This is a genomic window from Variovorax sp. SG517 (assembly GCF_013376045.1).
Lineage (GTDB): Bacteria > Pseudomonadota > Gammaproteobacteria > Burkholderiales > Burkholderiaceae_C > Variovorax.
Genome location: NZ_JABMJG010000021.1, coordinates 1 through 24,606, shown reverse-complemented (window position 1 = coordinate 24,606; position 24,606 = coordinate 1). Strand labels below are relative to the sequence as shown.

Here is a 24,606-nt window from a genome sequence, read left to right as displayed (position 1 = left end):
CTAGCGTGTGCGCATGCACACGCGTCGTCACGCGCCTTGATTGGCCCGCCCTTGCTGCCCTTCGCGACCCCGGAAATAGTGTGAACAGGCCCTAGGCTGCGCGCAGTTCAAGCGCAACTGCGGCATTGCCCCCGTCGCGCAATCCTTCCTTTCTCGTTGCAATGGCCTGCGCCAGGAACTCGGCGTCGCGCGCCACGCCCGAGAAGCGCCCCGACCCCCAGGTGTGCAGCCAGGGCAGCCCGAGGAAGTAGAGCCCCGGCTCGTTCGTCACGCCGCGCAGGTGCACCGGCGCGCCGCGCCCGTTGAACACCGGTGCGTCGACCCAGGCGAAGTCCGGCGAGAAGCCGATGCACCAGACCACGCTGGTGATGCCCGCGGCCGCGAGGTCGAGCCGCGTGCGCTCTTCGCGAGGCTCCCACACCGGCGTGTAGACCGAAGGAGGCGGTGCCGCGATGCCCTGTGCGGCGATGTGCCTGTCGATCGATGCATTGATGCGGTTGTAGGTGCCGTCGGCCTGGTCGAGGTTGTCGCGCAGGTTGGGCTGGAACTCGAAGCTGCCCTCGTCGAAGCCGCTGAGCAGGCCGTAGAGTTCCATGCCTTCGAGCGCGAAGCGCCGCAGGTCGATGTCGCGGCCGCCGTCGCGGCCCGTCACGTAGTGGTTGGTGTTGTCGCGCACGCCCTCGCGCAGCGGATGCTCGGTGACGGGCATGTCGTAGTACTTCATGTCGGCGAGCCAGTCGACCACCTCGCGGCCGCGGTAGAAGCGCGCGCAGCGCGGCGCATTGCCGGTGGCCAGGTGGACCTTGCGGCCGGCCAGGTGCAGGTCTTCGGCGATCTGCGCGCCCGACTGGCCGCAGCCCACCACCAGCACCGCGCCCTCCGGCAGTTGCGCCGGATTGCGGTACTGGGCGGAGTGGAACTGCGCGACGCCCGCCGGCAGCTTCTCGGCCAGGCGCGGCACGATGGGGCGGTGGTAGCCGCCCGAGGCCACCACCACCTGGTCGGCGGTGTAGAGGCCGGCGTCGGTCTGCACGTTGAAGCGCTCGCGTTCGCCGTCGCGCGCCACGCGCTCCACGGTCACGCCTTCGATGGCCGGTGCCTTCACATGCTCGACGAAGCCCGCGAGCCATTCGTTGATCTGGTCCTTGACCATGAAGCCGTGCGGATCGCTGCCGATGTAGCCCCAGCCCGGCAGTTGGCACTGCCAGTTGGGCGTGACGAGGCAGAACGAATCCCAGCGCTGCGTGCGCCAGGTGTGCACGAGGCTGCGCTTCTCGATCACGAGATGGTCGATGCCGCGCTGTTGCAGGCAATGGCTCAGCGACAGGCCGGCCTGGCCGCCGCCGACGATGACGACGCTGTAGTGGCTGCGTCCTCCGTAGGGGTGTGACATGAGGGCTCTCTTTCTTTCTCTGGTTCTCTGGATGTGGGGGAGGTCAGTCGAAGGCGACGACGGTGACCTGGGCGTGCGCGGTTGCGCCGAAGCGCGCGGCGATGCCTTCGATCTCTGCGAGCTGGTCCATCGCCTGCGAGCACGCGAAGCCGTACTTGGCGCGCACCCGCTCGGAGGCGATGCCCAGCGCCTCGCGCGTGCGCTGCAGGAATTCGTCGAGCTCGTAGCGCTGGCCGGGCGAGAGGTGGTCTCGCACCACGCTCGAAGGCGAGTAGCAGCGGGTTTCGCTGGCGTCGGGCCAGCGCACGCGGAAGTGCGTCACAGGCATGTAGCGGGCTCCCGCAGGGCGACTGGCGGCTGGATGAACGCGTCGCTGCCGAAGTCCCACAGCAGCGCCTCATCGTCGCCCGCCCGCAGCTTTACCTGCCGTGTGGCATCGACCTCGCCGATCACGCCGCAGGCGATGTCGCGCGCCGCGAACCGGGCCAGCACCGGCGCTACCTGGGCCGGTGCCACGCTCAAAACGAAGCCGTAGCTCGGGAACGAGGACAGCCAGCGCAGCAGCGGCACGCCCTCGGGCCGCGGAATCGCGTCGAGGTCGATGCGGGCGCCAGTGCCCGAGCACTCGAGCAGCATCATGGCCGTGCCCACCGCGCCGGCCATGCTGATGTCCTTGGCGGCGCAGCACAGGCCGTCCTCCGCGATGGACGGCAGCAGCTCCAGGTCGGCCCGCAGCCGGGCGGCGGGCGCGCGGGTCGAGGCATTCCAGTACGGGAACGGCTCTTCGTAGGCGCCGCGCAGGTCGGCCGCCATCACGAGCAGGTCGCCCGGCTTCGCGTCGAAGCTGGTCAGCAGCCGGCGCGCGTGGCCGAGGATGGCCACCGCCAGTTGCGGCCGCTCGCTGCGGTTGTTGCTGTGCCCGCCGACGATGGGCACGCCATAGCGCACGGCGGCCTCGGCCATGCCGCGCAGCACGTCGTCGGCCGGGTCCATGCCGTTGCTCCACAGCGCGTCGACCACCGCAGTGGGGCGGCCGCCCATCGCGTAGATGTCGCTCACGTTGACCATCACGCCGCAGTAGCCCGCGAACCAGGGCATGCGCACGATGAAGTCTTCCACCAACCCCTCGATGGCGAACAGCAGGTAGCCGCCGTGGCCGTCGGGAATGGCGGCGCAGTCGTCTCCCACGGGCACGGCCTGCGCGAGCGCGGCATGGCCGCCGGGCAGCGAGCGGCCCAGCACCGACACCACGTCGCCGATGTCGCGCTTGTGGGCGAAGCCGCGCGTGGCGCGCAGGGCTTCGGCAATCTGGCCGGCGTTCGTCATGACATCACCTTGGCGCGCGTGACGAAACCGCTCACCGGGTCGTGGCAGGGCGGATACCAGCCGAGATCGGCCTGCATGCGCGCATGCGGACGGCCGTGCACTTCGGTCTCCTCGAGCATCTTCCAGCCGAGCTTCTCGAACAGCGGCACGTTCTGCCTCTGCACCTGCGCGAGAAAGAGCTTGCAGCCCAGCGCGTTGGCGCGCGACACGGCAAGCCTGATCAGCGTCGCGCCCAGGTGCCCCTGGCTGCGGAAGGCAGGATGCACGGCCAGCCGTGAGCCCCACCATTCGCCATCGGCCAGGCCGCGATGGATGCGCACCGTGCCCACCACCTGCTCGGGCATGCCGCCGTTGCACGACATGGCCACCAGCAGCCGCGCATGGTCGTCGACGGCGTCGCGGTCGTCGCGCGCGAAGATGCCCTGCTCGATGCAGAACACCGCGCGGCGCAGCGCCATCGCCTCGTCGCGCTCCCACTGCTGCGCGGCCTCGCGCACCAGGTATTCGACGGGCGCGTAGTGGTCGCCCATCCGTTCGCCCATCTCGCAGAGATCGTCGAGGCACAGCATGGTCAGCTCTCGCTTTCTTTTTCGTAGATGGAAAGCGACGAGCACGCGCCGCACTTGCCGCAGCCGGCCTTGATGTCGGCCGAGCGCAGGCCGGCCGCCACCACGCGCTCGCCCAGCGGCGCGAGCAGCGACTTCATGAACTCGGGCGTGGGGGCGGGGTGGTCTTCCAGCGGCGTGCCGCTGATCGGCACGAAGGGGACGACGAAGGGGTACACGCCGCGTGCCAGCAGCTGGTCGCAGGTGTCGAGGATGGCTTCGCGCGTGTCGCCCAGCCCGGCCAGGATGTAGGTGCTGACCTGCCCGCGCCCGAACACGCCCACCGCTGCCTCGAAGGCGCTCATGTAGCGCGAGACGGGCACGCTGGCCTTGCCCGGCATGATGCGCTCGCGCACCCCGGGCGTGACCACCTCCAGGTGCATGCCCAGCGTGTCGATGCCCGCGGCCTTCATGCGGTGGAACCACTGGTCGTCGTCGGGCGGCTCGCACTGGCCCTGGATGGGGATGTCGACCGCGGCCTTGATCGCGAATGCGCTTTCGCACAGCACGGCCGCGCCGCGGTCGGTGGCGTTGGGCGTGCCGGTGGTCATCACCATGTGCTTCACGCCGTCGAGCAGCACGGCGGCGCGCGCCACCTCGGCGAGCTGCTCGGGCGTCTTGCGCGCGACGGTGCGCCCGGCCGCGAGCGACTGGCCGATCGCGCAGAACTTGCAGCTCTTCCTGCGGCTCTCGTAGCGGATGCAGGTCTGCAGCACGGTGGTGGCCAGCACGTCGCTGCCGTGCAGCGTGGCGATGTGCGAGTAGGGCACGCCGTCGAAGGTCTGCATCGCGTAGAAGCGCGGCTGCTTCGGAAAGCTGATGCTCGCGATGGGAATGCTGCCGCGCATCACGCGGCTCACGCCCGCGGCGTCGGGCGCCTCGGCGGTGAAGGGCGAGTGCCACGCGGTGGAGGTGTGGACCGGCACCATGATCGTGTGGCCGTCCACCGTCACGGCCTTGTGGTCCGAGGGGCCCGCGCCGCCGCGTCGGCTCGCGACGCCGGCCGAAGGGTCAACCAGCCGCAACCCGAAGGACTGGAGCTCGGTCATCAGCTGCCGGCTGTCTTGCTGTGTCGTCGTGGTCATGTTCTGGACTCCGTTGAACGTGGGGTTGCGTGCGATCCATCGGCACGGTGGTCTGCGCCGGGCGGTCGTTGATGGCGAGCGAGAGCAGCTCCGGCCGCGCGTAGTGGCCGACCGAATCCATCATTCGCTTGCGCTTGGCGATCAGCGCCATGTCGAGGTCGGCTACCACCATGCCTTCGCCCTCGGTGAGCGGCGGCGCGAGGTGCTTGCCCTCCGGCGAGACGATGGCCGTGTGGCAGCCGCCGCGCAGCGCCTTCTGCAGGTTGGCGTCGGGCGTGACCGATCGGATCTGCTCGTCGGTGAGCCAGCCGGTGGCGTTGACCACGAAGCAGCCCGACTCCAGCGCGTGGTGGCGGATGGTCACTTCCATCTGCTCCGCGAAGATCGGGCCGACCAGCGAGCCGGGGAACTGCGCGCAGTGGATCTGCTCGTGCTGCGCCATCAGGCTGTAGCGTGCGAGCGGGTTGTAGTGCTCCCAGCAGGCCAGCGCGCCCACGCGGCCGACGGCGGTGTCGACCACCTTCAGGCCGGCGCCGTCGCCCATGCCCCAGACCATGCGCTCGTGGTACGTGGGCGTGATCTTGCGGCGCTTGAGCACCAGCGTGCCGTCGGCGTCGAACACCAGCTGCGTGTTGTAGAGGCTGCCGTGGTCGCGCTCGTTCACGCCGAGCACTACCACCATGCCGCGCGCGCGCGCCCGCTCGGCCACCGCCTGCGTGACGGGGCCGGGCACCACCACCGCCCGCTCGGCCAGCCGCAGGTGCGGCGCACCCTGCTGCACCGGCGGCAGCACGAAGCTGAAGTAGGGGTAGTAGGGCACGAAGGTCTCGGGAAAGACCGCGATCTGCGCGCCCTTCGCCGCGGCCGCGTCGATGGCGCTGCACACGCGATCGAGCGTGCCGTCCGGCCGTTCGAAGTCGGGCGCGATCTGGATCGCCGCGGCCCGCACGATGCGAGAAGAAGAGGTCATGGTCATCCCCTGTCCACGACGGCAAGCGCAGCGAAGCCAATTCGGGGAACACCGCAGAACCGGCTTTGCCGGGCTGCAGGTGTTGCCCCCGGCGAGGGGGTTGGCGAAGCGACACGAAGTGCGCGAAGACTGGGGGTGGACATTTACAGCGTCCAGGTGTCGATGATGACGGCGCCGGCCTTCTTGTGCAGCAGCACGAGGTCGAGCACGTCGAGCGGGTTGATCGGCTTGATGCCCTCGATCAGCGCGCCTTCGCCGTGGCCGTAGAGCGCCTGCAGCGCGAAGCGGCACGCATAGACCTTGCCGCCCTCCTCGATGAACTTGGCGATCTGCTTGTTGAAGTTCTGGTGGCCCGGGAATGCCTCGTCGCCCAGCGTCGGAAAGCCGCGCTGCACGCCCAGCGTCACGCCGGGGCCGTACAGCAGCACGGAGGTCTCGTAGCCCTTGCGCCGCAGACGCGTGGCCTGCAGCAGGTTCACGAAGCCGATGGAGCCTTCGAAGGCCACCGTGTGGAAGGTGACGAGCGCCTTCTCTCCGGGCTCGGCCTTGACGTCTTCGAACACCTTCTCTTCGTAGTCGACGAGGAACTCGCCTTTCTCGTTGCGGGGGCGGGTGACTTTGGGCATGGGGTACTCCGGTTGGGTGAAGGGGTACGCAGGTGTTGCGTGCTCTTTTCTTCGCAGGCGTTGTGCCAGCGGCCGGCCGGGCCCGTGCGATCAATGCGCGATCAACGCCAAGCGGCGCGGCGTGCGCGAGCGCAAAATTTTTTTCAGGGCCTGCAAAAGTGGCAACGAAGCTGGCTCGGGCGGCCATTTCCGCACCGCGACGACGCACGTCCCATGCGATCAATGCACCCGATCAATGGGGTTGATCGCACCTGATCGAAGCATCCAGCCCCTCTGGCGCGGGCGCGGTTCCTGCATGTTGATTGGTGGCCAGATGCAATCAATGGATGCAATCAATTCAGCCGGACCACGCACGATGACCACCATCACCGCCCACTGGCGCAAGCAGCTGCGCAACACCGCCCGGCCGGCCTACCTGCTGCTGGCCGACCTGATCGCCGACGACATCAAGACGGGCCGCCTGGGCGTGCGAGACCGCCTGCCCACGCTGCGCGAGCTGGCGGCGGATCTCGAACTGAACTACACGACGGTGGCGCGCGGCTATGCCGAGGCGCGCAAGCGCGGGCTGATCGATTCGCGCGCCGGCACCGGCACCTTCATCCGCTCGGGCAGCCCGAGCCTGCGGCTGCGCGGAGGCAGCGGCGCCGAGATGACGATGAACATGCCGCCCGAGCCCGACGACGAACACCTGATGGCACGCCTGCACGACAGCGCCAGCCGCGCCTTCGCGCAGGTCGATTTCCACGACCTGCTGCGCTACCAGGACTTCGGGGGCACCGCGCACGACCGCGCCGCCGCGATGCACTGGCTGCGGCCCTTCGTGCCCGACGCCAGCGTCGATCGCATCCTGGTGTGCCCCGGCATCCACGGCGTGCTGACCGCGCTGTTCTCGCAGCTCGCGCGGCCCGGCGAGCTGGTCTGCGTGGAGTCGCTCACCTACCCGGGCGTGAAGGCCATCGCGGCGCAGCTCGGCGTTCAGCTGCATGCGCTGCAGATGGACGACGACGGCCCCATCGCCGATGCCTTCGAGCACGCCTGCAAGACGCTCAAGCCCAAGGCGCTGTACTGCAACCCCACGCTGCTGAACCCGACGTCGGCCACCGTGTCGCGCGCGCGGCGCGAGGCGCTGGCCGACGTGGCGCTGCGCTATGCGGTGCCGATCATCGAGGACGATGCCTACGGCATGCTGCCGAGGCAGACGCCCGCGTCGCTGGCCACGCTGGCGCCGGGGCTCACCTACTACGTGAGCGGCTTCTCCAAGTGCTTCGGCGCGGGGCTGCGCAGCGCCTACGTGTGCTCGCCGACGGTGGTGCAGTCGCAGCGGCTGGCCGGCGCGATGCGCGCCACCACGGTCATGGCCTCGCCGATCACCAACGCGCTGACGACGCTGTGGGTGGAAGACGGCACCGCCGAGGAGATGCTGCAGGCGGTGCGCGCCGAGTCGATGGCGCGGCAGGCGCTGGCCGCGCGGCACCTGGGCGACAGCGGCCTGCAGGCGCATTCCGAAGGTTTCCATGCGTGGCTGCCGCTCACGCCCGGCTGGAGCCCGGTGGAGTTCGCGTCGTACCTGCGCACGCAGAACGTGGGCGTGGTGGCGAGCGCCGCCTTCTCCACCGACGGCGATCCGCCCGACGCGGTACGCATCTGCCTGGGCGGGCCGATGTCGCGCGAGCAGTGCGACCAGGCCCTGCGGCTGATCGCGGACACGCTGGCGCATCCGCTGCATCCGCACGCGACATTGCGATAGTGCCTGGCCGCTGCTACCAGCGGTAGGTGAACTTCGCCTGCACCGCGCGCCGCTGGCCGAAGTACTGGCCGTTGCCCGCGACGTAGCTCCGGTCGGTGAGGTTGGTGGCGTTCAGCGCGAAGCCGTAGGGGCCGCGTTCGTAGCGCAGCGCCGCGTCGAGCAGCGTGTAGGGCGGGTTGTAGCTGCTGTTGTCGATGCTGGCCGGCACCTTGCCGACATGGCGCACGCCGCCGCCGATGCTCCAGCCCTGCAGCGCGGGGCTGCCGAAGCGGTAGTCGAGCCACAGCGCGGCGGTCTGGCGCGCTGTGTTGAGCGGCTGCCTGCCTATTTCGGCGGGGTTCAGGCTTTGCGTGACCTTGGCGTCGAGCAGCGTGTAGCTGGCCACCAGCTTGAGCTGCTTCGTGAGCGCGGCGCGCGCCTCGAACTCGGGGCCTCGCGTGCGCACCTCGCCGATCTGCGAGACGGGACCGATCACGTACGGGTCGAAGGTGGGGGAGTTGTTCTTGCGCAGGTCGAACACCGACACGGTGAACAGCGCGTCCACGCCGGGCGGGCGGTACTTCAGGCCCACCTCGACCTGCCGGCCGAGCTCGGGCCTCAGCGGACTTCCGTTCGCGAAGGCGCCCGGCAGCGGGGTGAACGACGTCGAGTAGCTGAAGTAGGGCGCGAGCCCGCTCGGCGCGAGGTAGAGCAGTCCCGCGTTGTAGGTCGTCTTGGTGTTGGTGTCGATGCCCCTGGAGGCCGCCGACAGCGGGCTGAAGCTGTTGCGCGCGCGGTCCTGCCGCACCGTGAGCCCCAGCGACCAGGGGCCGCTGCGCATCTGGTCTTGCACGTAGAACCCGCGCTGCGTGACGGCGTTGTCGGACATGGCGCTGAACGCCGGCTCGGGCACCGCCGCGCCATAGACCGGCGCGAAGGCATCGATGGATGGCGCCTGGCCGATCCCGCCGGCCAGCTTGCTCGACTGCCGCTGGTATTCCATCCCGATCAGCAGGGTGTGCGCGACCGGTCCGGTGCCGAAGCGGCCCTCGACCTGGGTGTCCAGCGTGGTGGTCCGGTTGCGTTCGATGGCCCGCATCGCCGTGCGATCGATCGTGCGCAGATCGTTCTCGAAGCCGGTGCCGTAGACCTGCCGGTAGTCGACGTCCAGCGACGCGCGGCGTGCGTTCTGCCGCAGGGTCCATTGATCGTCGAGCTTGTGTTCGAACAGGTAGGTGAGCGAGGAGGCGTTGCGGTTGTAGCGGTCGAAGCCCGGCTCCCCGATGAAGCGCTCGCGGGAAATGCTGCCCCAGGGGTTGGGCGTGATGAGCGCGCCCTCGGGCCAGATGCTCTTGGGCGTGGTGCGGTCGCGCGTGACCTCCGCCAGCAGCGTGATCCTGGTGCGCGCCGAAGGCGCCCATGTCAGCGAGGGAGCGATGAAGCTGCGGTCGTCGCGCGAATGGTCGGTCTGGCCGTCGCTCTTGCGCACCACGCCGTTGAGCCGGAAGAGCAGAGTGCCGTCCGCGTTCATCGCGCCGCCGAGGTCGAAGCTGGCCTGGTGGCGGTTGCGGTTGCCCAGCGAGAGGCTCACCTCGCGCACCGCCTCCGCCGATGGGCGCTTGGACACCATGTTGATCGCACCGCCCGGTGCCGACGGGTCGTAGACCGCGCCGGGGCCCTTCAGCAGCTCCACGCGTTCCAGCGCCTGCGGCTCGGCCAGCCAGCGCGAGATGACGCTGCCGGCGGGGAGCTTGAAACCGTCGAGGTACTCGGCGGGTGCGAAGCCGCGCACCGTGAGCGAGGCGAAGCGCGTGTCGTAGCCGGCGACCTCGGTGAGCACGCCGGCCGAATAGCGAAGCGACTGCTCGACGGTGTGCACGGCCTGGTCGTCCATCTGCGCGCGCGTGACGACGGTGAGGGCGCGCGGCGTCTCGAGCAGCGGCGTGTCGGTGCGCGTGGCGGTGGCGCTGCGCTGCGCCACGTAGCCGTCGACCTGGCCGTCGGCGCGCTCGCCCTGCGCGGTAACGGTCAGAGGGGGCAGGGAGGCCCCCGTGCCGGAAGCGGCGGCGCCTGCTGCTGCCGGCCGCACCGCATAGGCGCCGCTCACGCCGGGAATTGCCTCCAGCCGGTGCGGCGACAGCAGCTCGGCCAGCCCTTCGGGCACGGTGCGGCTGCCCTTGAGGGCGGCGGCGCTCCTGTCGCGCACGAGTGCCGGGTCGAATGACAGCGTGATGCCGGCCTGCCGCGCGAAGGTGCTGAGCGCGTCCTCGAGCGGGCCGGCCGGTATGTCGAAGCCCGCGCGCGCCTTGCCCTCCGCCGGCTGTGCCTGCGCGCGCGCGGATACGACGGGCGCGACCCATCCCGCCGCGATGCCCAGCAGCAGCGCGGGAAGCAGGGTGGGCCTTGCCGGCCGGAGGCGCCAGAACCCGGGATGGCGGTCCGGAGGAAGTCTTCTCAACGTCGCGAAATGGTCAATGTGCCTCCAGTGCCTTGTTCGAGCCGCACGGGCAGCGTGCGCACCAGCGCTTCGAGCGCGCGGCCGACCGGGTCGGGCCCGTTGAGCTGGAAAACGCCCGACACGCGCAGCGAGGCCGCGTTCGCGTCGCAGACCAGCGGCGTGCCGTGGTAGCGCGCCAGCTCGGCGACGAATGCGTCCAGCCGCATCTGCCGGGCCACCAGTGCGCCGTCGGTCCAGGCATCGGGTTCGAAGCTGCGGTCCACGACGCGCTGGGGCGGCGTCGCGTCGCCGCGCACGATGTAGCCGTCGCCGGCCTGAGCGACCACCGGCTGCACGCTGTTGCCTGTGGCGTGGATGGCGACCCGGCCCTCGGTCATCGAAAGCCGCGTCTGGCCGTCCTGCTCGCGCACGCCGAAGCGCGTGCCCAGGGCCTCGAAGCGCGCGTGCGGCGTCTCGACCCAGAAGGCGCGATGGCCGAAGAGCGCCCCGCCGTCGGCGCCGGTGCGCACGAAGAGCTCGCCACGGCGCAGCACGATGCGCCGGCTGCGCGGCGAGAAGACCACCTGCACCTCGGAGCCGGTGTTGAGGTTCAGCTCGGTGCCGTCGGACAGCGTCACGCGCTTTCGTTCGCCCACGGCGGTGGCGTAGTCGGTGCGCTGCTCCCAGGGCTGTTCGCGCCACACGAAGAGGCCGATCACGCCGCCGGTGGCGGCGAGACCCAGGACGCCGATCGCGCCGAGCGCGCGGCGGCGGCCCTGCTGCGCCCGCATGCGGCCGGCGGCCTGCAGCGCGCCGTGGGCCAGCGCGCCGCTCGCCGCGCCGAGGCGGTCGCCCGTGCCGCCGATGCGCGGCACCTGGCGGAAGGCGTCCTCCACGAACTGCACCTGCTGCCAGGCCTGTTCGTGCGACGGATGCGCGGCGCGCCATGCATCGCACTCGTCATGCGCCTTGCTGTCGGCGCTGCCGGAACCGAGCCGCACGGCCCAGGCGATGGCCTGGTCGAGCAGGTCGGAAGAAGGGGGGAATGCTGCCTTCATTCCGCGTGCCTCCCTACGCGCCGTGCAATCCACGACGCACGAAGCCGCCACGGCCGAAGCCGGGAACACCGCGGAACCGGCTCTGCCGGGCCGCCGGTGTTGCCCCCGGCGAGGGGGGAGGAGAAGCGACACGAAGTGCGCGAAGCCTGGGGGAGGTTCATTTCAGGGCTAGGCAATGGCGGATGGCGGTCGCCATGTATTTCTCGACGGAGCTCAGGCTCACGTTCAGGCGCTGCGCGATCTCGGCATAGCCGAGGCCGTCGAGCCGCGAGAGCAGGAAGGCGCTGCGCGCCTTGGCGGGCAGGCCATCGAGCATGGCGTCGATGCGTACCAGCGCCTCGACCAGCAGCATCTGCGTCTCGGGCGACGGTGCCTGCGGCTCGGGCAGGGCGGCGATGGCTTCGAGGCAGGCGCGCTCCAGCGTGCGGCGCCGCACGTGGTCGACCACCAGGCCGTGTGCGATGGTGGTGAGCCAGGCGCGCGGTTCCCGGACCTCGTCGACGTCGCGCTGGCGGCCCAGCACGCGCAGGAATGTGTCCTGGGCCAGGTCGGCGGCATCGCCCGCATGCCCCAGCTTGCGGCGCAGCCAGCCGAGCAGCCAGCCGTGGTGTTCGCCGTAGAGGGTTTCCACGCTTCGCGGGGGAGGACGGTCCGGCATGGAGGGCGGGGGGAAGTCGTTCGGGAACGCTGCGAGTGCGGCAGGCATGAATCTATCTCACTGCGTTGACATTTGTGGCCGAAGTTCTGCCGCGCCTGCAGCCCGCGGGGGTGCGATGGCCCCGGGTCTGCATGATGGGCGCGAGCGTGGACAGCGCCGCGGAGCCGGCATTGCCCGCCTCGCAGCGGCTGAAGCCCACCGCGAGCGCAACGCCGGCGGCCGCGGCGCCGAGGCAGCATCCGTCGACCAGCCAGGCCCGCAGCGGGCCCACTGCGCCATCGGCGGCGATTCGGGACCGGCCCGGCATGCCGATGTCGCGCGGCGCGGGGAACTGGCGGGCGGCCATCACAGCAGTCCCTTCGCAGCACGCGCGGTGCGCGCGCCGTCCAGCGGGAGCCTCAGCGTGAGGCAGCCGCCGCCCAGCGGCGAGGTCGCGGTGTAGATGCGCGCACCGTGACGCGCCGCGATGGCCTGGCAGGCATGGACATGGGGCGCCACGGCGCGGCCGGTGCCTGTCTCGAAGGCCTGCGACAGGCGGGGGACGGTTTCGGAAGGCGCATCCGCCTCGCGCAGGCTGATCGCCGCCCGGTGCTCTTCGGCGCGCGCGCCGAGCGTCTTGCCCGTGAACCCGGCGGCGCCGAGCGCGAAGAGCGCGGCCACCACGAGGCCGAGGCTGCCGGTGCTCATCGGGGGGGCTCCCGGCAGCTCGAAAGCTGCAGTCGCGGGCGACGTGCGTGGAAGAAAAGGTTCTGAAGCATGGGAGGCGGTTCCTCTTCGGGTTTCAGGTGGATGCATTCCCTTGCCGAACGGAATGCCGAAACCCGCAATGGCAGGCCCGAAAAAAAAGCCGATGTCAGTATCTGCACTCGGGCGCGGCCCGGTCCAGCACGGACACGATGCGCCAGACCAATCGCTCGCTGTAGGCCGGTGCGGGGTGCAGCACGTCGGCCATCTCCGCGGGCTTGAAGGACACCGCGCCCCAGTCGGCGAACAGCGCGCCGGTCTCTGCGGCCACCCGGCGGGCGATGTCGTCGGCCGCGTCCCTGCCGGTGACGGTGATCGGCTGCCGGCTGAGTCCGGTGATGACCGGCGTGCGCCCCTGGGCCTGGACGTGCGCGACCATGCGCCGCAGCGCCGACTCGTAGGGCTGGCCGAACTGCCCGTCGTTGATGCCGTGCTGGAGCACCACGAAATGGGTGGTGAGCGGTGCCCCTGCGAACACGGGCGCGCGCTGGGCGGCGGTGGAGCCGGGCACGCTGTTGTCGATCACCGTGTAGGCGGGACGCAGGCGCGTGAGCATCGCTGCGGGCGGCTCGTCGAAGCGCTGGTTGCTGGCGTAGCTGCCGTGGAGGATCGAGTCGCCCTCGAAGGTGACGGTGCAGTCGCGCGCGGTCGGGGGCGGGTCGTCGGGCGCCACCGGGTGGGCGGGGGCGCTGCTGCTCTTGCTGCTGCTACTGGCGGGGCCGATGCTGCCGCGGCTGTCTCCGCAGGCAGGAACCAGCGCGCCGATCGCGAGGATGGCGATCAGCGTGAGTGCGATGTCGGACAGCCGGACGCAGGCTGCGCGGTGGCGTGCGGGAAGAAAAACCAAGGCAATCTCCGGATGGCGCTTCTGGCAATTCAGAGGCTTTCATCCGGTTTGCCGAACGAGTTGCCGGAACCCGCAACGCGCGGAGAAAAAAAGAAGGCCCGGCTTCAGTCCTTCGAAGCCGCGCAGGCCATCTGCAGCTGCTGGAGGTGCGAGCGGAAGGCGACCGCGTCGTGCCAGTCGTCCACCACGAAGCGGTGGTCGCGCGCGACGGGCACGCTGGCGTCCCGGGCCAGGCTGACCCGGTAGCGCTCGTCCACGGAGAAGGCGATGCGAAGCGTTTCCAGCCGCAGCGAGGCCGTCTGCTCGCGCTCGCCGCGCGCCGTGGTCGAGAGCCTCAGGACGCAGGGCGTCGCGAGCGCCAGCTTCGCGTCCACGCTGCGCGCCTCGTGCCGGAGCATGCCGTTGAGCGCGTGGACGTGCTCGGCGGCGCTCAGCGTGTGGGCGGCGGGCGCGTCCCTGGACGGATAGCCGTCGGTGCATGCGCTCGCCGCGAGGGCGAGCGCCGCAGGCGCGGCGACGGCAGCCCAGCGCTGCCGCCGTTCGGTCGCGGACGACTTCACACGACCAGCGAAACGATGCCGGCCACGCCCGCGCATGCAGCCACGCCGGCGAGCAGGCCGGCATCGCGATCGTTCGAGACGACGCGTTCGCGCCAAGCCAGGTACAGCAGAAGAAGACAGGTGCCGAAGGCGACCATGGTGAGTTCGGTCATTGGGAGAAAAGCGGTTTCGCGTTGGATTGGTTCGAAAGCCCGCGCCGGCCGGCAACGGCCGCGCAGGACGAATGCGACGCGCAGGCCGGCTGGCCCGCGCGTCGCGGTCTTCTGCATGTCGATGGAAAAGCGGGAGCCCGGGGCGGGCCCGCGCCTTCGCCGCCTAGACGGCGGTGCCCGCGCGTGGCGGCTTCAGCGGAACCCGCGGCACGCGGGATGCAGGCGCGTGCACGTATTGCGGCGGCGCGGCGCCGCGCCATGCGGCGTGATGCAGGGCTGCATTGCGCAGCCCGCAGATTTCGGAGAGATCGGGCGCCAGCTCGGTGGCGGGCGAGCGTTCTTCGAGCGTGGCCGGCGGATGCGCCGGTGCTTCGCAGTCGTGGCCCTGCGAATGAAGGCCGGCGGCCATCGGTGCCACTGCCGCCTCATGCGACTGGGCCAGCGCGGCAAAGCTCTGGCAGCCCAGCGCGAGCACGAGCAGCAGAGACAGGAGCCAGCGGGGCATCGTCGGCAAGGAGGTCGGCGAAGGAGAAAGAAGAAGAGAAAGCGGCGAAGAGTGCAGTTGCCGTCTTCAGCGCTTGGCGAAGACGCCGTTCCACGCGAACACCGAGTTGGGTGCGTTCACGCGCAGCGGCAGGGCCGCGGGGCTCGGCTGGGTTTCTTTTCTTCTCGGCGCGGGCTCGTGCTCGACGCGCACACCCTTGGCCAATTGGTCTTCGACCAGGCTCTGCAGCGTGACGGAGCCCAGGAATTCCATGACGTGGTGCTTGGCCGAGGCCCACAGCGCTTCCGTCGAATAGCAGCCCTTGCTGCCAGGCTCGTTCTTGCCAGGGGAGGTTTCGGTATCGGCCAGCGGCTGGCCGTCGACCGAGGCGAGGATGTCCGCCACCGTGATTTCTGACGCCCTGCGCGTCAGCGTGTAGCCGCCGCCCGGTCCGCGTGTCGCCTTGATCAGGGCGTGCTGGCGCAGCTTGCTGAACAGCAGTTCGAGCGATGAGCGGGCAATGTGCTGGCGCTTGCTGATCGACGCCAGTGGCACGGGGCCGTCCTGCTCGCGCATTGCGACATCGATCATGGCCGTCAAGGCGAAGCCGCCCTTCGTCGTGAGACGCATGGAGTGTTCCTCGTTGTTGGGTTTTTGCAAACGATGGGGCATAGGTGTGCGAAAGGCCCCGAAAAGTTTCCGGGGCATGACGACGACGGGCTCTGAAACAGTTTGCAAAAGTGCCGGCGCTCGCGGGCGCTTGCCTGGCATCAGGGGCGGAAAGCGGTTTTCCGGCGCTCTGTAAAGTGTCGGGCGATTCTTCGCAATTTCGCCCAACTCCGCTTCCCGTTTGCCTTGAACTCCATTCCCCTCGACCGCACCCGCTTCGACGCCGCCATCGTCGACCTCGACGGCACCATGGTCGACACGCTCGGCGACTTCGCCGCCTCGCTCGACCGCATGCTCGACGATCTCTCGCTGCCGCACGTGGCCCCCGCCGCCATCGAGACGATGGTGGGCAAGGGCTCCGAGCACCTGATCCATTCCGCGCTCGTGCACGTGATTGCGTCGCCCGACGCCGATGCGAAAGCGCGCGCGCTGTTCGGGCGTGCCTGGGAGCGCTACCAGCACCACTACCTCGCCATCAACGGACGCCACTCTGCGGTGTACCCGGGCGTGATCGACGGGCTGAAGGCGCTGCGTGCACAGGGCCTGCGGCTGGCCTGCCTGACCAACAAGCCGACCTCGTTCGCCAAGCCGCTGCTGGTCGACAAGGGGCTAGACGGTTTCTTCGAGCTGGTGTTCGGCGGCGATGCCTTCGAGCGGAAGAAGCCGGATCCGCTGCCGCTGCTGAAGACCTGCGAGGCGATGGGCACGGCGCCCGCGCGCACGCTGATGATCGGCGACTCGAGCAACGACGCGCGCGCTGCCCGGGCGGCGGGGTGCCCCGTCGTGCTCGTGAGCTATGGCTACAACCACGGCGAGCCGGTACGTGGCGTGGATGCCGACGCCTTCGTCGACTCGCTGGCCGAGCTTGTGCCGGCCGCCGGGCGATAGCCGCTTCGGCTACTGGCTACTGCTTGCCGAGCAGCGCGTCCTTCAGCTTCCAGTCGGCCGGGTTCGGGCCGAGCCAGATGCGCAGCAGTGCGTTGAAGAAGGCCTGTTCCTTGATCGGATCGGGCTGAGGCACGCCGCGCACGGTGATGAGCGTGCCGGTGCCGGGCAGCCAGTCGATGGTGAAGGTGTCGCCGGCCTTCAGCTGCTTCTGGTCGGCGAACATCTGGCCCATGCGCAGCAGGCCGGGGATGAGGTTGACCATCTCGGTCTTCGGCGAATTGTCTTCCACGCCCTTGGTGAAGAGCTTGCCGAGCTCGTTCGCGTCGATGTCGCGCAGCATGGTGATGGCCACTCGCTTGGGGCCGGGCACGGCCAGTGCCTCTTCGGGCGTCGACACCTTCTTGCCCACGTACAGGCCGGCGGTGTAGACCTTGAAGATGGCCTTGTATCGGATGCCCGCGCCGTTGAGCAGGAGGGGCGTGCCGCGCAGATCCATCTGGTCTTCGAGCTTGACGCCGCCCACGTCGACCTGCGCGGCCGAGGCGCCCAGGCTTGCGGCTGCAAGGCAGGCAGCCAGGGCGAGGCGAGAGAACATGGTCGTGAACGGAAGGGCGGTCAACGCTGTCTCCTTGGAATTTTGCGAACGGTCGTTCGAATGTATCTTTTTGTTCTACTCCTTCGGCTTCGGGGGAACCCTGAAAGCCACCGCCGAAGCGGCGAGTTGCGCCTGCGGGCGTTTTCGTGGGCTAAACTCCACGGCTCATATGTTCGTTCATCACATCATTCAAACAGGTGAAGGCAGCCGGGGAGCCTGGCCCTGGCGTCGCCATACTTCGCTGATTGTTTGATTGCGCGGCGCACGCCGTGCGCCCGCGGTTCCGGACCGGCACGCATGCCGGCACCGGGCCACCCGTGAATGACCTTGCCGCCGGCCGAAGGAGCGCCGCAGGCAACTGGAGAACGAATCCGTGATCACCGAACTTGAATTCAAGAGCCTCAGCGCCCAGGGCTATAACCGCATTCCGCTGATGGCCGAGGCCTTCGCCGACCTCGAGACCCCCCTTTCCCTTTACCTCAAGCTGGCCCATTCGCAAGGCGGCGGCAAGCACAGCTTCCTGCTCGAATCGGTGGTGGGCGGCGAGCGCTTCGGGCGCTACAGCTTCATCGGACTACCGGCCCGCACGCTGCTTCGCGCCAGCGGCTTCGGCGCCGAAGCCGTCACCGAGGTGGTGACCGACGGGCAGGTGGTCGAGACCGTCAAGGGCAATCCGCTCGACTTCGTGGCCGACTACCAGAAGCGCTTCAAGGTCGCGCTGCGCCCGGGCCTGCCGCGTTTCTGCGGCGGCCTTGCCGGCTACTTCGGCTACGACACCGTGCGCCACATCGAGCGCAAGCTCGAGAAGACCTGCCCGCCCGACACGCTGGGCTGCCCCGACATCCTGCTGCTGCAGTGCGAGGAGCTGGCCGTCATCGACAACCTCTCGGGCAAGCTTTACCTCATCGTCTATGCCGACCCGAAGCAGCCGGAGGCCTACGCCGTCGGCAAGCGCCGCCTGCGCGAGCTGAAGGAAAAGCTCAAGTATTCGGTGAGCGCGCCCGTCGTGAAGCCTACGCAGCCGCATCCGCCCGAGCGCAGCTTCGCCAAGGCCGACTACCTCGCGGCCGTGGAGCGCGCCAAGGAAATGATCGCCGCCGGCGACTTCATGCAGGTGCAGGTGGGCCAGCGCATCAGCAAGCGCTACACCGAGTCGCCGCTGTCGCTGTACCGCGCGCTGCGTTCGCTGAACCCGTCGCCCTACATGTACTACTACAACCTCGGCGACTTCCACGTGGTGGGCGCGTCGCCCGAGATCCTGGTGCGCCAGGAGAACACGGGCGAGGGCGAGCAGAAGATCACCATCCGACCGCTGGCCGGCACCCGTCCGCGCGGCGCTTCGCTGGAGCTCGACAAGGCGGCCGAGGTCGAGCTCATCAACGACCCGAAGGAGCGCGCAGAGCACGTGATGCTGATCGACCTCGCGCGCAACGACATCGGCCGCATCGCCAAGACAGGCACCGTGAAGGTGACCGAGGCCTTCGCGGTGGAGCGCTACAGCCACGTGATGCACATCGTGAGCAACGTCGAAGGCACGCTGAAGGACGGCATGACCGCCATCGACGTGCTCAAGGCCACCTTCCCGGCCGGCACCCTGACCGGCGCGCCGAAGGTGCATGCGATGGAACTCATCGACGAGCTCGAGCCCACCAAGCGCGGCCTGTACGGCGGCGCCTGCGGCTACATCAGCTATGCGGGCGACATGGACGTGGCCATCGCGATCCGCACCGGCATCGTGAAGGACCAGATGCTGCACGTGCAGGCCGCGGCCGGCGTAGTGGCCGACTCGGTGCCCGAGCTGGAGTGGAAGGAAACCGAGGCCAAGGCGCGTGCGCTGCTGCGTGCCGCCGAACTGGTCGAGGAAGGCCTGGAATGAGCGCCGCACCCGATATTCAGGGCGACTTTTCGCACGAGATCATCGGCGCGGCCGTCGAGGTGCAGCGCGTGCTCGGCACGGGGCTCGACGAAGCGGCCTACGCCGCGGCGCTGGCCATCGAGCTCGCCGAGCGCGAGATCGGCTTTGCGCGCGACGTGGCACTGTCCGCCAGCTACAAGGGCCGTTCGCTCGGCGAGGTGTATCGCGCGGGCTTCGTGGTCGAGCAGTCGGTCATCGTCGAACTCAGGGCGGTCGACGTGCTGACCGACCTGCATCGCGCGCAGGTGCTGGCCGCGCTGCGTCTCTCGGGCCTCAAGCTGGGCCTTCTGATCAACTTCAACGTGTTCCCCGTCGTCAAGGGCGTGCACCGGATTGTGAGCAAGCCATGAAACTGCTGATGATCGACAACTACGACAGCTTCACCTACAACATCGTCCAGTACTTCGGCGAGCTGGGTGCGGACGTGCAGGTGCACCGCAACGACGAGATCACCGTGGAGCAGATCGGCGAGCTGATCGCCTCGGGCGTGACGCGGCTGGTGGTGTCGCCGGGGCCGTGCTCGCCGGCGGAGGCGGGCGTGTCGGTGGCGGCCATCGAGGCCTTTGCCGGCAAGCTCCCGATCCTGGGCGTGTGCCTGGGGCACCAGGCCATCGGCGCGGCCTTCGGCGGGAAGATCGTGCGGGCGCAGCAGCTCATGCACGGCAAGACCAGCGAGATCACGACCACGCAGGAAGGCGTGTTCGCGGGGCTGCCCAAGCGCTTCGTCGTCAACCGCTACCACTCGCTTTCCATCGAGCGCGAGAGCTGCCCGAAGGCTTTGGCTGTCACCGCCTGGACCGACGACGGCGAGATCATGGGGGTGCGGCACACCGGATTCGCGCACGATGTGCGCATCGAAGGCGTGCAGTTCCATCCGGAATCGATCCTGACTGAACATGGTCACGCCATGCTCAAAAACTTCCTGGACTGACCACCATGACCGATCGCACTTCTTCTGTCGTCGACCTGCGCAGCGACACCGTCACCCAACCCACGCCCGCGATGCGCGAGGCCATGATGGCCGCGCCCCTGGGCGACGACGTCTTCGCCACCGATCCCAGCGTGAACGCGCTGCAGGAGAAGATCGCGGGCATGCTGGGCTTCGAGGCGGCGCTGTTCGTGCCCACCGGCACGCAGAGCAACCTGTGCGCGATCCTGTCGCACTGCGGGCGCGGCGACGAGTACATCGTCGGCCAGCAGGCGCACTGCTACCGCTGGGAAGGCGGCGGCGCGGCGGTGTTCGGCAGCGTGCAGCCGCAGCCGCTGGACCACGCAAGCGACGGTACGCTGCCGCTCGCGCAGATCGAGGCGGCCATCAAGCCGGACGACGCGCACTTCGCGCGCACGCGGCTGCTGGCGCTGGAGAACACGCTGGGCGGCAAGCTGCTGCCCTTCGAATACGTGCAGGCCGCGACCGATCTCGCCAAGAGCAAGGGGCTGCAGCGCCACCTCGACGGCGCGCGGCTCTTCAATGCCGCGACCGCGCAGGCTGCGCTGAACAGGCGCAGCGACATCCGCGCGGAAGCCCGCCGCATCGCGCAGTGCTTCGACAGCGTGTCGGTGTGCTTCAGCAAGGGGCTGGGCGCACCCGTGGGCTCGGCGCTGGTCGGCTCGCGCGAATTCATCGCCCGGGCGCATCGCGTCCGCAAGATGGCGGGCGGGGGCATGCGGCAGGCCGGCCTGCTGGCGGCGGCGGCTTCGCATGCGCTCGATCACCATGTCGACCGCCTCGCAGACGACCACGCGCTGGCGCAGCGCCTGGCGCAGGGGCTCGAAGGCATCGAGGGGCTGAAGGTGGAGGCGCCGCACACGAACATCGTGTTCGTCGACCTCACGGGCGCCGCGCAGGCGCGCTCCTCGGAGCTGCTGGCGAGCCTCAATGCGCAGGGCATCCTGGCGACGGGGCTCTACCGGCTTCGCTTCGTGACGCACCTCGATGTCGATGCCGCCGGCGTCGACCGGGCCGTCGCGGCGATCCGGGCCTTCTTCAAGTCCTGAAAGCCACGAGCGCGCGATGCCCGATCTTCCCCATCTGCTCGCATTCATCGCCGCCGGCTGGCTGCTGAATCTCACCCCGGGGCCCGACGTGCTCTACGTCGTGACGAACTCGCTGCGCTCGGGCGTGCGCGCCGGCATCGTGGCCGGGCTGGGCATCACGGCCGGCTGCTTCATCCACATCTTCGCTGCCGCAGTCGGCGTGGGCACCCTGATGGCGACCTCGGCCACGGCCTTCACGGTGCTCAAGTACATCGGCGCGGCCTACCTGCTGTACCTGGGCGTGCGCATGCTGGTGTCGAAGCCCGCGCCGCCCGCCGACCTCGGCGCGGCCGCCGCGGCGGCGGGTGGGGAGCGCAGCCTCAAGGCGATCTTCCTGGGCGGGTTCTGGACCAACGTGCTCAACCCGAAGGTCGCGCTGTTCTTCCTGGCCTTCGTGCCGCAGTTCATCGCGCCGGGCACCGACAACAAGGCGCTGGCCTTCGTGCTGCTGGGCGTGCTGTTCAACGTCAACGCCATTCCCGTCAACGTGGGGTGGGCCCTGGCGGCGGGCTGGATGGCGCGCCGCAGTGCAGTGCAGAAAGGCATGCACTGGCTCCATCGCGTTGCCGGCGTGCTGTTCATCGGCTTCGGCCTCAAGCTCGCGTTCACCGACGCGCCCGCCGCAGTCCGCGTCGGCCGCTGATTCATTCCGAGGAGACTTTCCATGATCACCCCCCAGGAAGCGCTGCAGCGCACCATCGAGCACCGCGAGGTCTTCCACGACGAGATGCTGCACATCGTGCGTCTCATCATGAGCGGCGAGTGCTCGCCGGTGATGATGGCCGCGCTGATCACGGGCCTGCGCGTGAAGAAGGAGACCATCGGCGAGATCACCGCCGCCGCGCAGGTGATGCGCGAGGTGTCGACCAAGGTGCCGGTCAAGGACACGACGAACCTCGTGGACATCGTGGGCACCGGCGGCGACGGCTCGCACACCTTCAATATCTCGACCTGCTCGATGTTCGTGGCCGCCGCGGCGGGCGCCAAGGTGAGCAAGCACGGCGGGCGCAGCGTGTCGAGCAAGTCGGGCAGCGCCGACGTGCTGGAGTCGCTGGGGGTGAACATCAACCTCAAGCCCGAGCAGATCGCACGCTCCATCGAGGAATGCGGCATCGGCTTCATGTTCGCGCCGAACCACCATCCGGCGATGAAGAACGTGGCGCCGGTGCGCAAGGAACTGGGCATCAAGACGATCTTCAACATCCTCGGGCCGCTGACCAACCCGGCCGGCGCGCCGAACATCCTGATGGGCGTGTTCCACCCCGACCTCGTGGGCATCCAGGTGCGCGCGCTGCAGCGCCTCGGCGCGGAGCACGCGGTGGTGGTCTACGGGCGCGACGGCATGGACGAGATCTCGCTCGGCGCCGCCACCATGGTGGGCGAGCTGAAGAACGGCGAGATCCGCGAGTACGAACTGCACCCCGAGGACTTCGGTTTCCAGATGTCGAGCAACCGCGCGCTGCGCGTGGAAACGCCCGAGCAGTCGAAGGCGATGCTGCTGGGTGTGCTCGACAATCAGGCAGGCCCCGCGCTCGACATCGTGCTGCTGAACGCCGGCGCCGCGCTCTATGCGGCGAACGTGGTCGATTCGGTGCAGGTGGGTGTGGAGCGCTCGCGCGCCGCCATCGCATCGGGCGCGGCGAAGGCCAAGCTGGCCGAACTGGTCAAGGCGTCCGCGACCGTCTGAGTTGCAAGAGAACAGGAACCCCAGAAGCCATGTCCGACATCCTCGACAAGATCATTGCCGTCAAGCGCCAGGAAGTGGCCGCGGCCCTGAAGCGCACGCCGCTCGAAGCCGTGCGCTTCGATGCCGAGAGCCGCGTGCTGACGCGCGACTTCGAAGGCGCGCTGCGCGCCAAGATCGCAGCCGGCCACGCCGCGGTGATCGCCGAAGTCAAGAAGGCCAGTCCGAGCAAGGGCGTGCTGCGCGCGGACTTCATTCCCGCGGACATCGCGCAGAGCTACGCCGAAGGCGACGGCGAGATCAGCGCGGCCTGCCTTTCCGTGCTGACCGACAAGCAGTTCTTCCAGGGCGGCGTGGACTATCTCAAGCAGGCCCGCGCCTCGTGCGAGTTGCCGGTGCTGCGCAAGGATTTCATCGTCGATGCGTACCAGGTGTACGAGTCGCGCGCGATGGGCGCCGACGCGATCCTGCTGATCGCCGCCTGCCTGGACGACGCGCAGATGAAGGACTACGAGGCCATCGCGCGCGGCCTGGGCATGGCGGTGTTGGTGGAAGTGCACGACGCGGTCGAGCTCGATCGCGCGCTCAGGCTGAAGACGGCGCTGATCGGGGTCAACAACCGCAATCTGCGCAACTTCGAGGTGTCGATCCAGGCGACCATCGACCTGCTGCCGAGGCTGCCGGCCGATCGCCTGCCGGTGACGGAGTCGGGCATCGGCACGCGTGAGGACGTGGCCACCTTGCGGGCGGCGGGCGTCAACGCTTTCCTGGTCGGCGAGGCCTTCATGCGCGCCAAGGAGCCCGGCGAGGCCCTCGCCGCATTGTTCAAATGAGCCGGCCCGATCAGCTGTCGAGCAGCGATCCCGCCGACTGGCCGGTAGCGCCGGGCTGGCAGCCGCTGGTTGATGAATTCTTCGGCGGCGCCGTGGGGCAGAAGCTGCAGGGGTTCCTGCGCGAGCGGCTCGATGCGGGCGCCGTGATCTTTCCGCCGCAGCCGCTGAGGGCGCTGGAACTCACGCCGCCGGAAGACGTGCGCGTGGTGATCCTGGGGCAGGACCCGTACCACGGGCGCGGCCAGGCAGAAGGGCTCGCGTTTTCCGTGGCGCCGGGCGTGGCGCTGCCGCCGTCCCTGCGCAACATCTTCAAGGAACTGCAGCGGGACCTGGGGACGGCACCGCCGCCGTTTCCGAATCCGGGTGGCAGCCTGGTGAAGTGGGCGACCCATGGCGTTTTGCTGCTCAACACCTGCCTGACGGTGGAGGAGGCGCAGCCGGCCAGCCATTCCGGGCGCGGTTGGGAGGTGCTGACCGATGCCGTCATCCGGCATGTTTCGAACGGTGCCAAACCTGTTGTTTTTATGCTGTGGGGCTCGCACGCTCAAAGTAAGCGTGCGTTGATCGACGTTAAGCGCCATAAGGTGCTGATGTCGAATCATCCGTCGCCTCTTTCGGCCCAGCGGCCGCCCGTGCCGTTCATCGGCTGCGGTCATTTCGGCGAAGCGCGTGCCTGGCGTGAGGCGCAGCGGTCGGAGGGGTGAAAACTTAGGCGATAATCGTGGGCTAACGCCTCGAGCGGTTTTCCTGCATCTTTGTTGATGCATGGATTTCCGGGTAGTCACAAAACCGTGCTATATTTCGAGGTTCGCCGGAGAGGTGGCCGAGTGGTTAATGGCAGCAGACTGTAAATCTGCCCTCTTACGAGTACGCTGGTTCGAATCCAGCCCTCTCCACCAGCGATGAATTTGGTTTCTAAGAGCGTTTGGATTTCGCGCTTTGGGTGCCTCGAGTGCTCCTGATGCGGGAGTAGTTCAATGGTAGAACCCCAGCCTTCCAAGCTGATGACGCGGGTTCGATTCCCGTCTCCCGCTCCAGAGACCCGGTTCGGCGCCGGAAGCGATTGGTTAGACAAAGCCCTTTTGGCTCAGTGGTAGAGCACTCCCTTGGTAAGGGAGAGGTCGCGGGTCCGATTCCCGCAAAGGGCACCAGTTTTTGGGGGTTGCAAAAGCTGCATTGCAACCCATCTGCATACGTTGGAAACGTTTTTTTCGGAGTCGAAAAATGGCAAAAGGTAAATTCACCCGCACCAAGCCGCACGTGAACGTGGGCACGATCGGTCACGTCGACCACGGCAAGACCACGCTGACGGCT

General features: G+C 68.9%; 29 protein-coding genes and 3 tRNA genes. 14 read left to right on the top strand and 18 right to left on the bottom strand.

Annotated features, from left to right (window positions below; all coding sequences use genetic code 11):
* Window positions 1-91: 91 nt before the first annotated feature.
* The 7 genes from FHT32_RS34480 to FHT32_RS34450 form a co-directional block, all read right to left on the bottom strand.
* Window positions 92-1,393, bottom strand: a complete 1,302-nt coding sequence (locus tag FHT32_RS34480; protein ID WP_176669027.1) for an MSMEG_0569 family flavin-dependent oxidoreductase — start codon at window positions 1,391-1,393, stop codon at window positions 92-94.
* 43 nt (window positions 1,394-1,436) lie between these two features.
* Window positions 1,437-1,721, bottom strand: a complete 285-nt coding sequence (locus tag FHT32_RS34475) for an MSMEG_0570 family nitrogen starvation response protein (RefSeq protein ID WP_176669026.1) — start codon at window positions 1,719-1,721, stop codon at window positions 1,437-1,439.
* Window positions 1,712-2,719 (bottom strand): sll0787 family AIR synthase-like protein, encoded by a 1,008-nt coding sequence (locus FHT32_RS34470; RefSeq protein ID WP_176669025.1) that lies wholly within the window; start codon window positions 2,717-2,719, stop codon window positions 1,712-1,714. The genes FHT32_RS34475 and FHT32_RS34470 overlap by 10 nt, the downstream gene beginning before the upstream one ends.
* Window positions 2,716-3,288, bottom strand: a complete 573-nt coding sequence (locus FHT32_RS34465; protein WP_176669024.1) for an MSMEG_0567/Sll0786 family nitrogen starvation N-acetyltransferase — start codon at window positions 3,286-3,288, stop codon at window positions 2,716-2,718. The genes FHT32_RS34470 and FHT32_RS34465 overlap by 4 nt, the downstream gene beginning before the upstream one ends.
* Window positions 3,289-3,290: 2 nt before the next feature.
* Window positions 3,291-4,373, bottom strand: coding sequence for an MSMEG_0568 family radical SAM protein (locus tag FHT32_RS34460; protein WP_176669029.1), 1,083 nt, complete (start codon window positions 4,371-4,373; stop codon window positions 3,291-3,293).
* The gene (locus FHT32_RS34455) at window positions 4,336-5,379 is read right to left on the bottom strand and encodes a Nit6803 family nitrilase (protein WP_176669023.1); all 1,044 of its coding nucleotides are present in this window, start codon (window positions 5,377-5,379) and stop codon (window positions 4,336-4,338) included. Before FHT32_RS34455 ends, FHT32_RS34460 begins: the two co-directional genes overlap by 38 nt.
* A 143-nt stretch (window positions 5,380-5,522) precedes the next feature.
* The gene (locus tag FHT32_RS34450) at window positions 5,523-6,005 is read right to left on the bottom strand and encodes an MSMEG_0572/Sll0783 family nitrogen starvation response protein (protein ID WP_176669022.1); all 483 of its coding nucleotides are present in this window, start codon (window positions 6,003-6,005) and stop codon (window positions 5,523-5,525) included.
* A gap of 355 nt (window positions 6,006-6,360) precedes the next feature.
* Here FHT32_RS34450 and FHT32_RS34445 point away from each other — a divergent pair, with 355 nt between their 5' ends.
* The gene (locus FHT32_RS34445; protein ID WP_176669021.1) at window positions 6,361-7,752 is read left to right on the top strand and encodes a PLP-dependent aminotransferase family protein; all 1,392 of its coding nucleotides are present in this window, start codon (window positions 6,361-6,363) and stop codon (window positions 7,750-7,752) included.
* 13 nt (window positions 7,753-7,765) lie between these two features.
* Here the strand turns inward: FHT32_RS34445 and FHT32_RS34440 are convergent, their stop codons facing one another.
* From FHT32_RS34440 to FHT32_RS34395, 10 genes are all read right to left on the bottom strand, one after another.
* Window positions 7,766-10,189: a TonB-dependent siderophore receptor gene (locus tag FHT32_RS34440; RefSeq protein ID WP_176669020.1), complete on the bottom strand. Its 2,424-nt coding sequence runs from the start codon at window positions 10,187-10,189 to the stop codon at window positions 7,766-7,768.
* Entirely contained in the window at window positions 10,186-11,226 is a 1,041-nt protein-coding gene (locus tag FHT32_RS34435; protein WP_176669019.1) for a FecR domain-containing protein, read from the bottom strand. The genes FHT32_RS34440 and FHT32_RS34435 overlap by 4 nt, the downstream gene beginning before the upstream one ends.
* A 157-nt stretch (window positions 11,227-11,383) precedes the next feature.
* Entirely contained in the window at window positions 11,384-11,932 is a 549-nt protein-coding gene (locus FHT32_RS34430; RefSeq protein ID WP_176669018.1) for a sigma-70 family RNA polymerase sigma factor, read from the bottom strand.
* Window positions 11,933-11,936: 4 nt separating this feature from the next.
* Entirely contained in the window at window positions 11,937-12,230 is a 294-nt protein-coding gene (locus tag FHT32_RS34425; RefSeq protein ID WP_176669017.1) for a hypothetical protein, read from the bottom strand.
* On the bottom strand, window positions 12,230-12,571 hold the full coding sequence (locus FHT32_RS34420) for a hypothetical protein (RefSeq protein ID WP_176669016.1): 342 nt from the start codon (window positions 12,569-12,571) through the stop codon (window positions 12,230-12,232). The genes FHT32_RS34425 and FHT32_RS34420 overlap by 1 nt, the downstream gene beginning before the upstream one ends.
* A gap of 166 nt (window positions 12,572-12,737) precedes the next feature.
* The gene (locus tag FHT32_RS34415) at window positions 12,738-13,475 is read right to left on the bottom strand and encodes an SGNH/GDSL hydrolase family protein (RefSeq protein ID WP_176669015.1); all 738 of its coding nucleotides are present in this window, start codon (window positions 13,473-13,475) and stop codon (window positions 12,738-12,740) included.
* A gap of 104 nt (window positions 13,476-13,579) precedes the next feature.
* Window positions 13,580-14,035 (bottom strand): hypothetical protein, encoded by a 456-nt coding sequence (locus FHT32_RS34410; protein ID WP_176669014.1) that lies wholly within the window; start codon window positions 14,033-14,035, stop codon window positions 13,580-13,582.
* A complete protein-coding gene (locus FHT32_RS34405) occupies window positions 14,032-14,304 on the bottom strand; it encodes a hypothetical protein (RefSeq protein WP_176669013.1) in 273 nt (90 codons plus the stop codon). The genes FHT32_RS34410 and FHT32_RS34405 overlap by 4 nt, the downstream gene beginning before the upstream one ends.
* Before the next feature lie 46 nt (window positions 14,305-14,350).
* Window positions 14,351-14,692 (bottom strand): hypothetical protein, encoded by a 342-nt coding sequence (locus tag FHT32_RS34400; RefSeq protein WP_176669012.1) that lies wholly within the window; start codon window positions 14,690-14,692, stop codon window positions 14,351-14,353.
* A gap of 66 nt (window positions 14,693-14,758) precedes the next feature.
* Window positions 14,759-15,301 carry an Rrf2 family transcriptional regulator gene (locus FHT32_RS34395; RefSeq protein ID WP_176669011.1) on the bottom strand — a complete coding sequence of 181 codons (543 nt, stop codon included), beginning with the start codon at window positions 15,299-15,301 and terminating at the stop codon, window positions 14,759-14,761.
* 225 nt (window positions 15,302-15,526) lie between these two features.
* On the opposite strand from FHT32_RS34395, the gene FHT32_RS34390 reads away from it, so the two are divergent.
* Window positions 15,527-16,228, top strand: a complete 702-nt coding sequence (locus FHT32_RS34390) for a phosphoglycolate phosphatase (protein ID WP_176669010.1) — start codon at window positions 15,527-15,529, stop codon at window positions 16,226-16,228.
* Window positions 16,229-16,244: 16 nt separating this feature from the next.
* Here the strand turns inward: FHT32_RS34390 and FHT32_RS34385 are convergent, their stop codons facing one another.
* A complete protein-coding gene (locus tag FHT32_RS34385; protein ID WP_176669028.1) occupies window positions 16,245-16,823 on the bottom strand; it encodes a chalcone isomerase family protein in 579 nt (192 codons plus the stop codon).
* 373 nt (window positions 16,824-17,196) lie between these two features.
* Between FHT32_RS34385 and trpE the strand changes: the two genes are divergently transcribed.
* From trpE to FHT32_RS34325, 12 genes are all read left to right on the top strand, one after another.
* Window positions 17,197-18,699, top strand: a complete 1,503-nt coding sequence (trpE, locus tag FHT32_RS34380) for an anthranilate synthase component I (RefSeq protein WP_176669009.1) — start codon at window positions 17,197-17,199, stop codon at window positions 18,697-18,699.
* On the top strand, window positions 18,696-19,088 hold the full coding sequence (locus FHT32_RS34375) for a GxxExxY protein (protein ID WP_176669008.1): 393 nt from the start codon (window positions 18,696-18,698) through the stop codon (window positions 19,086-19,088). Before trpE ends, FHT32_RS34375 begins: the two co-directional genes overlap by 4 nt.
* The gene (locus FHT32_RS34370; protein WP_176669007.1) at window positions 19,085-19,669 is read left to right on the top strand and encodes an aminodeoxychorismate/anthranilate synthase component II; all 585 of its coding nucleotides are present in this window, start codon (window positions 19,085-19,087) and stop codon (window positions 19,667-19,669) included. The genes FHT32_RS34375 and FHT32_RS34370 overlap by 4 nt, the downstream gene beginning before the upstream one ends.
* A gap of 5 nt (window positions 19,670-19,674) precedes the next feature.
* Entirely contained in the window at window positions 19,675-20,736 is a 1,062-nt protein-coding gene (ltaE, locus tag FHT32_RS34365) for a low-specificity L-threonine aldolase (protein ID WP_176669006.1), read from the top strand.
* A gap of 16 nt (window positions 20,737-20,752) precedes the next feature.
* Complete coding sequence (locus FHT32_RS34360) at window positions 20,753-21,418, top strand: LysE family translocator (protein WP_176669005.1); 666 nt, start codon at window positions 20,753-20,755, stop codon at window positions 21,416-21,418.
* Window positions 21,419-21,439: 21 nt separating this feature from the next.
* A complete protein-coding gene (trpD, locus tag FHT32_RS34355; RefSeq protein WP_176669004.1) occupies window positions 21,440-22,462 on the top strand; it encodes an anthranilate phosphoribosyltransferase in 1,023 nt (340 codons plus the stop codon).
* A gap of 29 nt (window positions 22,463-22,491) precedes the next feature.
* Window positions 22,492-23,292, top strand: a complete 801-nt coding sequence (gene trpC, locus FHT32_RS34350) for an indole-3-glycerol phosphate synthase TrpC (protein ID WP_176669003.1) — start codon at window positions 22,492-22,494, stop codon at window positions 23,290-23,292.
* A complete protein-coding gene (locus FHT32_RS34345) occupies window positions 23,289-23,996 on the top strand; it encodes a uracil-DNA glycosylase (RefSeq protein WP_176669002.1) in 708 nt (235 codons plus the stop codon). The genes trpC and FHT32_RS34345 overlap by 4 nt, the downstream gene beginning before the upstream one ends.
* 109 nt (window positions 23,997-24,105) lie before the next feature.
* Window positions 24,106-24,191, top strand: a tRNA-Tyr gene (locus FHT32_RS34340).
* Window positions 24,192-24,255: 64 nt separating this feature from the next.
* Window positions 24,256-24,329, top strand: a tRNA-Gly gene (locus FHT32_RS34335).
* Between the two features lie 39 nt (window positions 24,330-24,368).
* Window positions 24,369-24,443 (top strand) — tRNA-Thr (locus tag FHT32_RS34330).
* A gap of 73 nt (window positions 24,444-24,516) precedes the next feature.
* A partial coding sequence (locus tag FHT32_RS34325; protein WP_038111923.1) for a GTP-binding protein occupies window positions 24,517-24,606 on the top strand: 90 nt, incomplete at its 3' end.

Bases quoted from the DNA above. Each gene is read 5' to 3' on its own strand.
- FHT32_RS34480 (WP_176669027.1), bottom strand. From the start codon at position 1,393: ATGTCACACCCCTACGGAGGACGCAGCCACTACAGCGTCGTCATCGTC.
- FHT32_RS34475 (WP_176669026.1), bottom strand. From the start codon at position 1,721: ATGCCTGTGACGCACTTCCGCGTGCGCTGGCCCGACGCCAGCGAAACC.
- FHT32_RS34470 (WP_176669025.1), bottom strand. From the start codon at position 2,719: ATGACGAACGCCGGCCAGATTGCCGAAGCCCTGCGCGCCACGCGCGGC.
- FHT32_RS34465 (WP_176669024.1), bottom strand. From the start codon at position 3,288: ATGCTGTGCCTCGACGATCTCTGCGAGATGGGCGAACGGATGGGCGAC.
- FHT32_RS34460 (WP_176669029.1), bottom strand. From the start codon at position 4,373: ATGACCGAGCTCCAGTCCTTCGGGTTGCGGCTGGTTGACCCTTCGGCC.
- FHT32_RS34455 (WP_176669023.1), bottom strand. From the start codon at position 5,379: ATGACCTCTTCTTCTCGCATCGTGCGGGCCGCGGCGATCCAGATCGCG.
- FHT32_RS34450 (WP_176669022.1), bottom strand. From the start codon at position 6,005: ATGCCCAAAGTCACCCGCCCCCGCAACGAGAAAGGCGAGTTCCTCGTC.
- FHT32_RS34445 (WP_176669021.1), top strand. From the start codon at position 6,361: ATGACCACCATCACCGCCCACTGGCGCAAGCAGCTGCGCAACACCGCC.
- FHT32_RS34435 (WP_176669019.1), bottom strand. From the start codon at position 11,226: ATGAAGGCAGCATTCCCCCCTTCTTCCGACCTGCTCGACCAGGCCATC.
- FHT32_RS34430 (WP_176669018.1), bottom strand. From the start codon at position 11,932: ATGCCTGCCGCACTCGCAGCGTTCCCGAACGACTTCCCCCCGCCCTCC.
- FHT32_RS34425 (WP_176669017.1), bottom strand. From the start codon at position 12,230: ATGGCCGCCCGCCAGTTCCCCGCGCCGCGCGACATCGGCATGCCGGGC.
- FHT32_RS34420 (WP_176669016.1), bottom strand. From the start codon at position 12,571: ATGAGCACCGGCAGCCTCGGCCTCGTGGTGGCCGCGCTCTTCGCGCTC.
- FHT32_RS34405 (WP_176669013.1), bottom strand. From the start codon at position 14,304: ATGCAGAAGACCGCGACGCGCGGGCCAGCCGGCCTGCGCGTCGCATTC.
- FHT32_RS34400 (WP_176669012.1), bottom strand. From the start codon at position 14,692: ATGCCCCGCTGGCTCCTGTCTCTGCTGCTCGTGCTCGCGCTGGGCTGC.
- FHT32_RS34395 (WP_176669011.1), bottom strand. From the start codon at position 15,301: ATGCGTCTCACGACGAAGGGCGGCTTCGCCTTGACGGCCATGATCGAT.
- FHT32_RS34385 (WP_176669028.1), bottom strand. From the start codon at position 16,823: ATGTTCTCTCGCCTCGCCCTGGCTGCCTGCCTTGCAGCCGCAAGCCTG.
- FHT32_RS34375 (WP_176669008.1), top strand. From the start codon at position 18,696: ATGAGCGCCGCACCCGATATTCAGGGCGACTTTTCGCACGAGATCATC.
- FHT32_RS34370 (WP_176669007.1), top strand. From the start codon at position 19,085: ATGAAACTGCTGATGATCGACAACTACGACAGCTTCACCTACAACATC.
- ltaE (WP_176669006.1), top strand. From the start codon at position 19,675: ATGACCGATCGCACTTCTTCTGTCGTCGACCTGCGCAGCGACACCGTC.
- FHT32_RS34360 (WP_176669005.1), top strand. From the start codon at position 20,753: ATGCCCGATCTTCCCCATCTGCTCGCATTCATCGCCGCCGGCTGGCTG.
- trpD (WP_176669004.1), top strand. From the start codon at position 21,440: ATGATCACCCCCCAGGAAGCGCTGCAGCGCACCATCGAGCACCGCGAG.
- trpC (WP_176669003.1), top strand. From the start codon at position 22,492: ATGTCCGACATCCTCGACAAGATCATTGCCGTCAAGCGCCAGGAAGTG.
- FHT32_RS34345 (WP_176669002.1), top strand. From the start codon at position 23,289: ATGAGCCGGCCCGATCAGCTGTCGAGCAGCGATCCCGCCGACTGGCCG.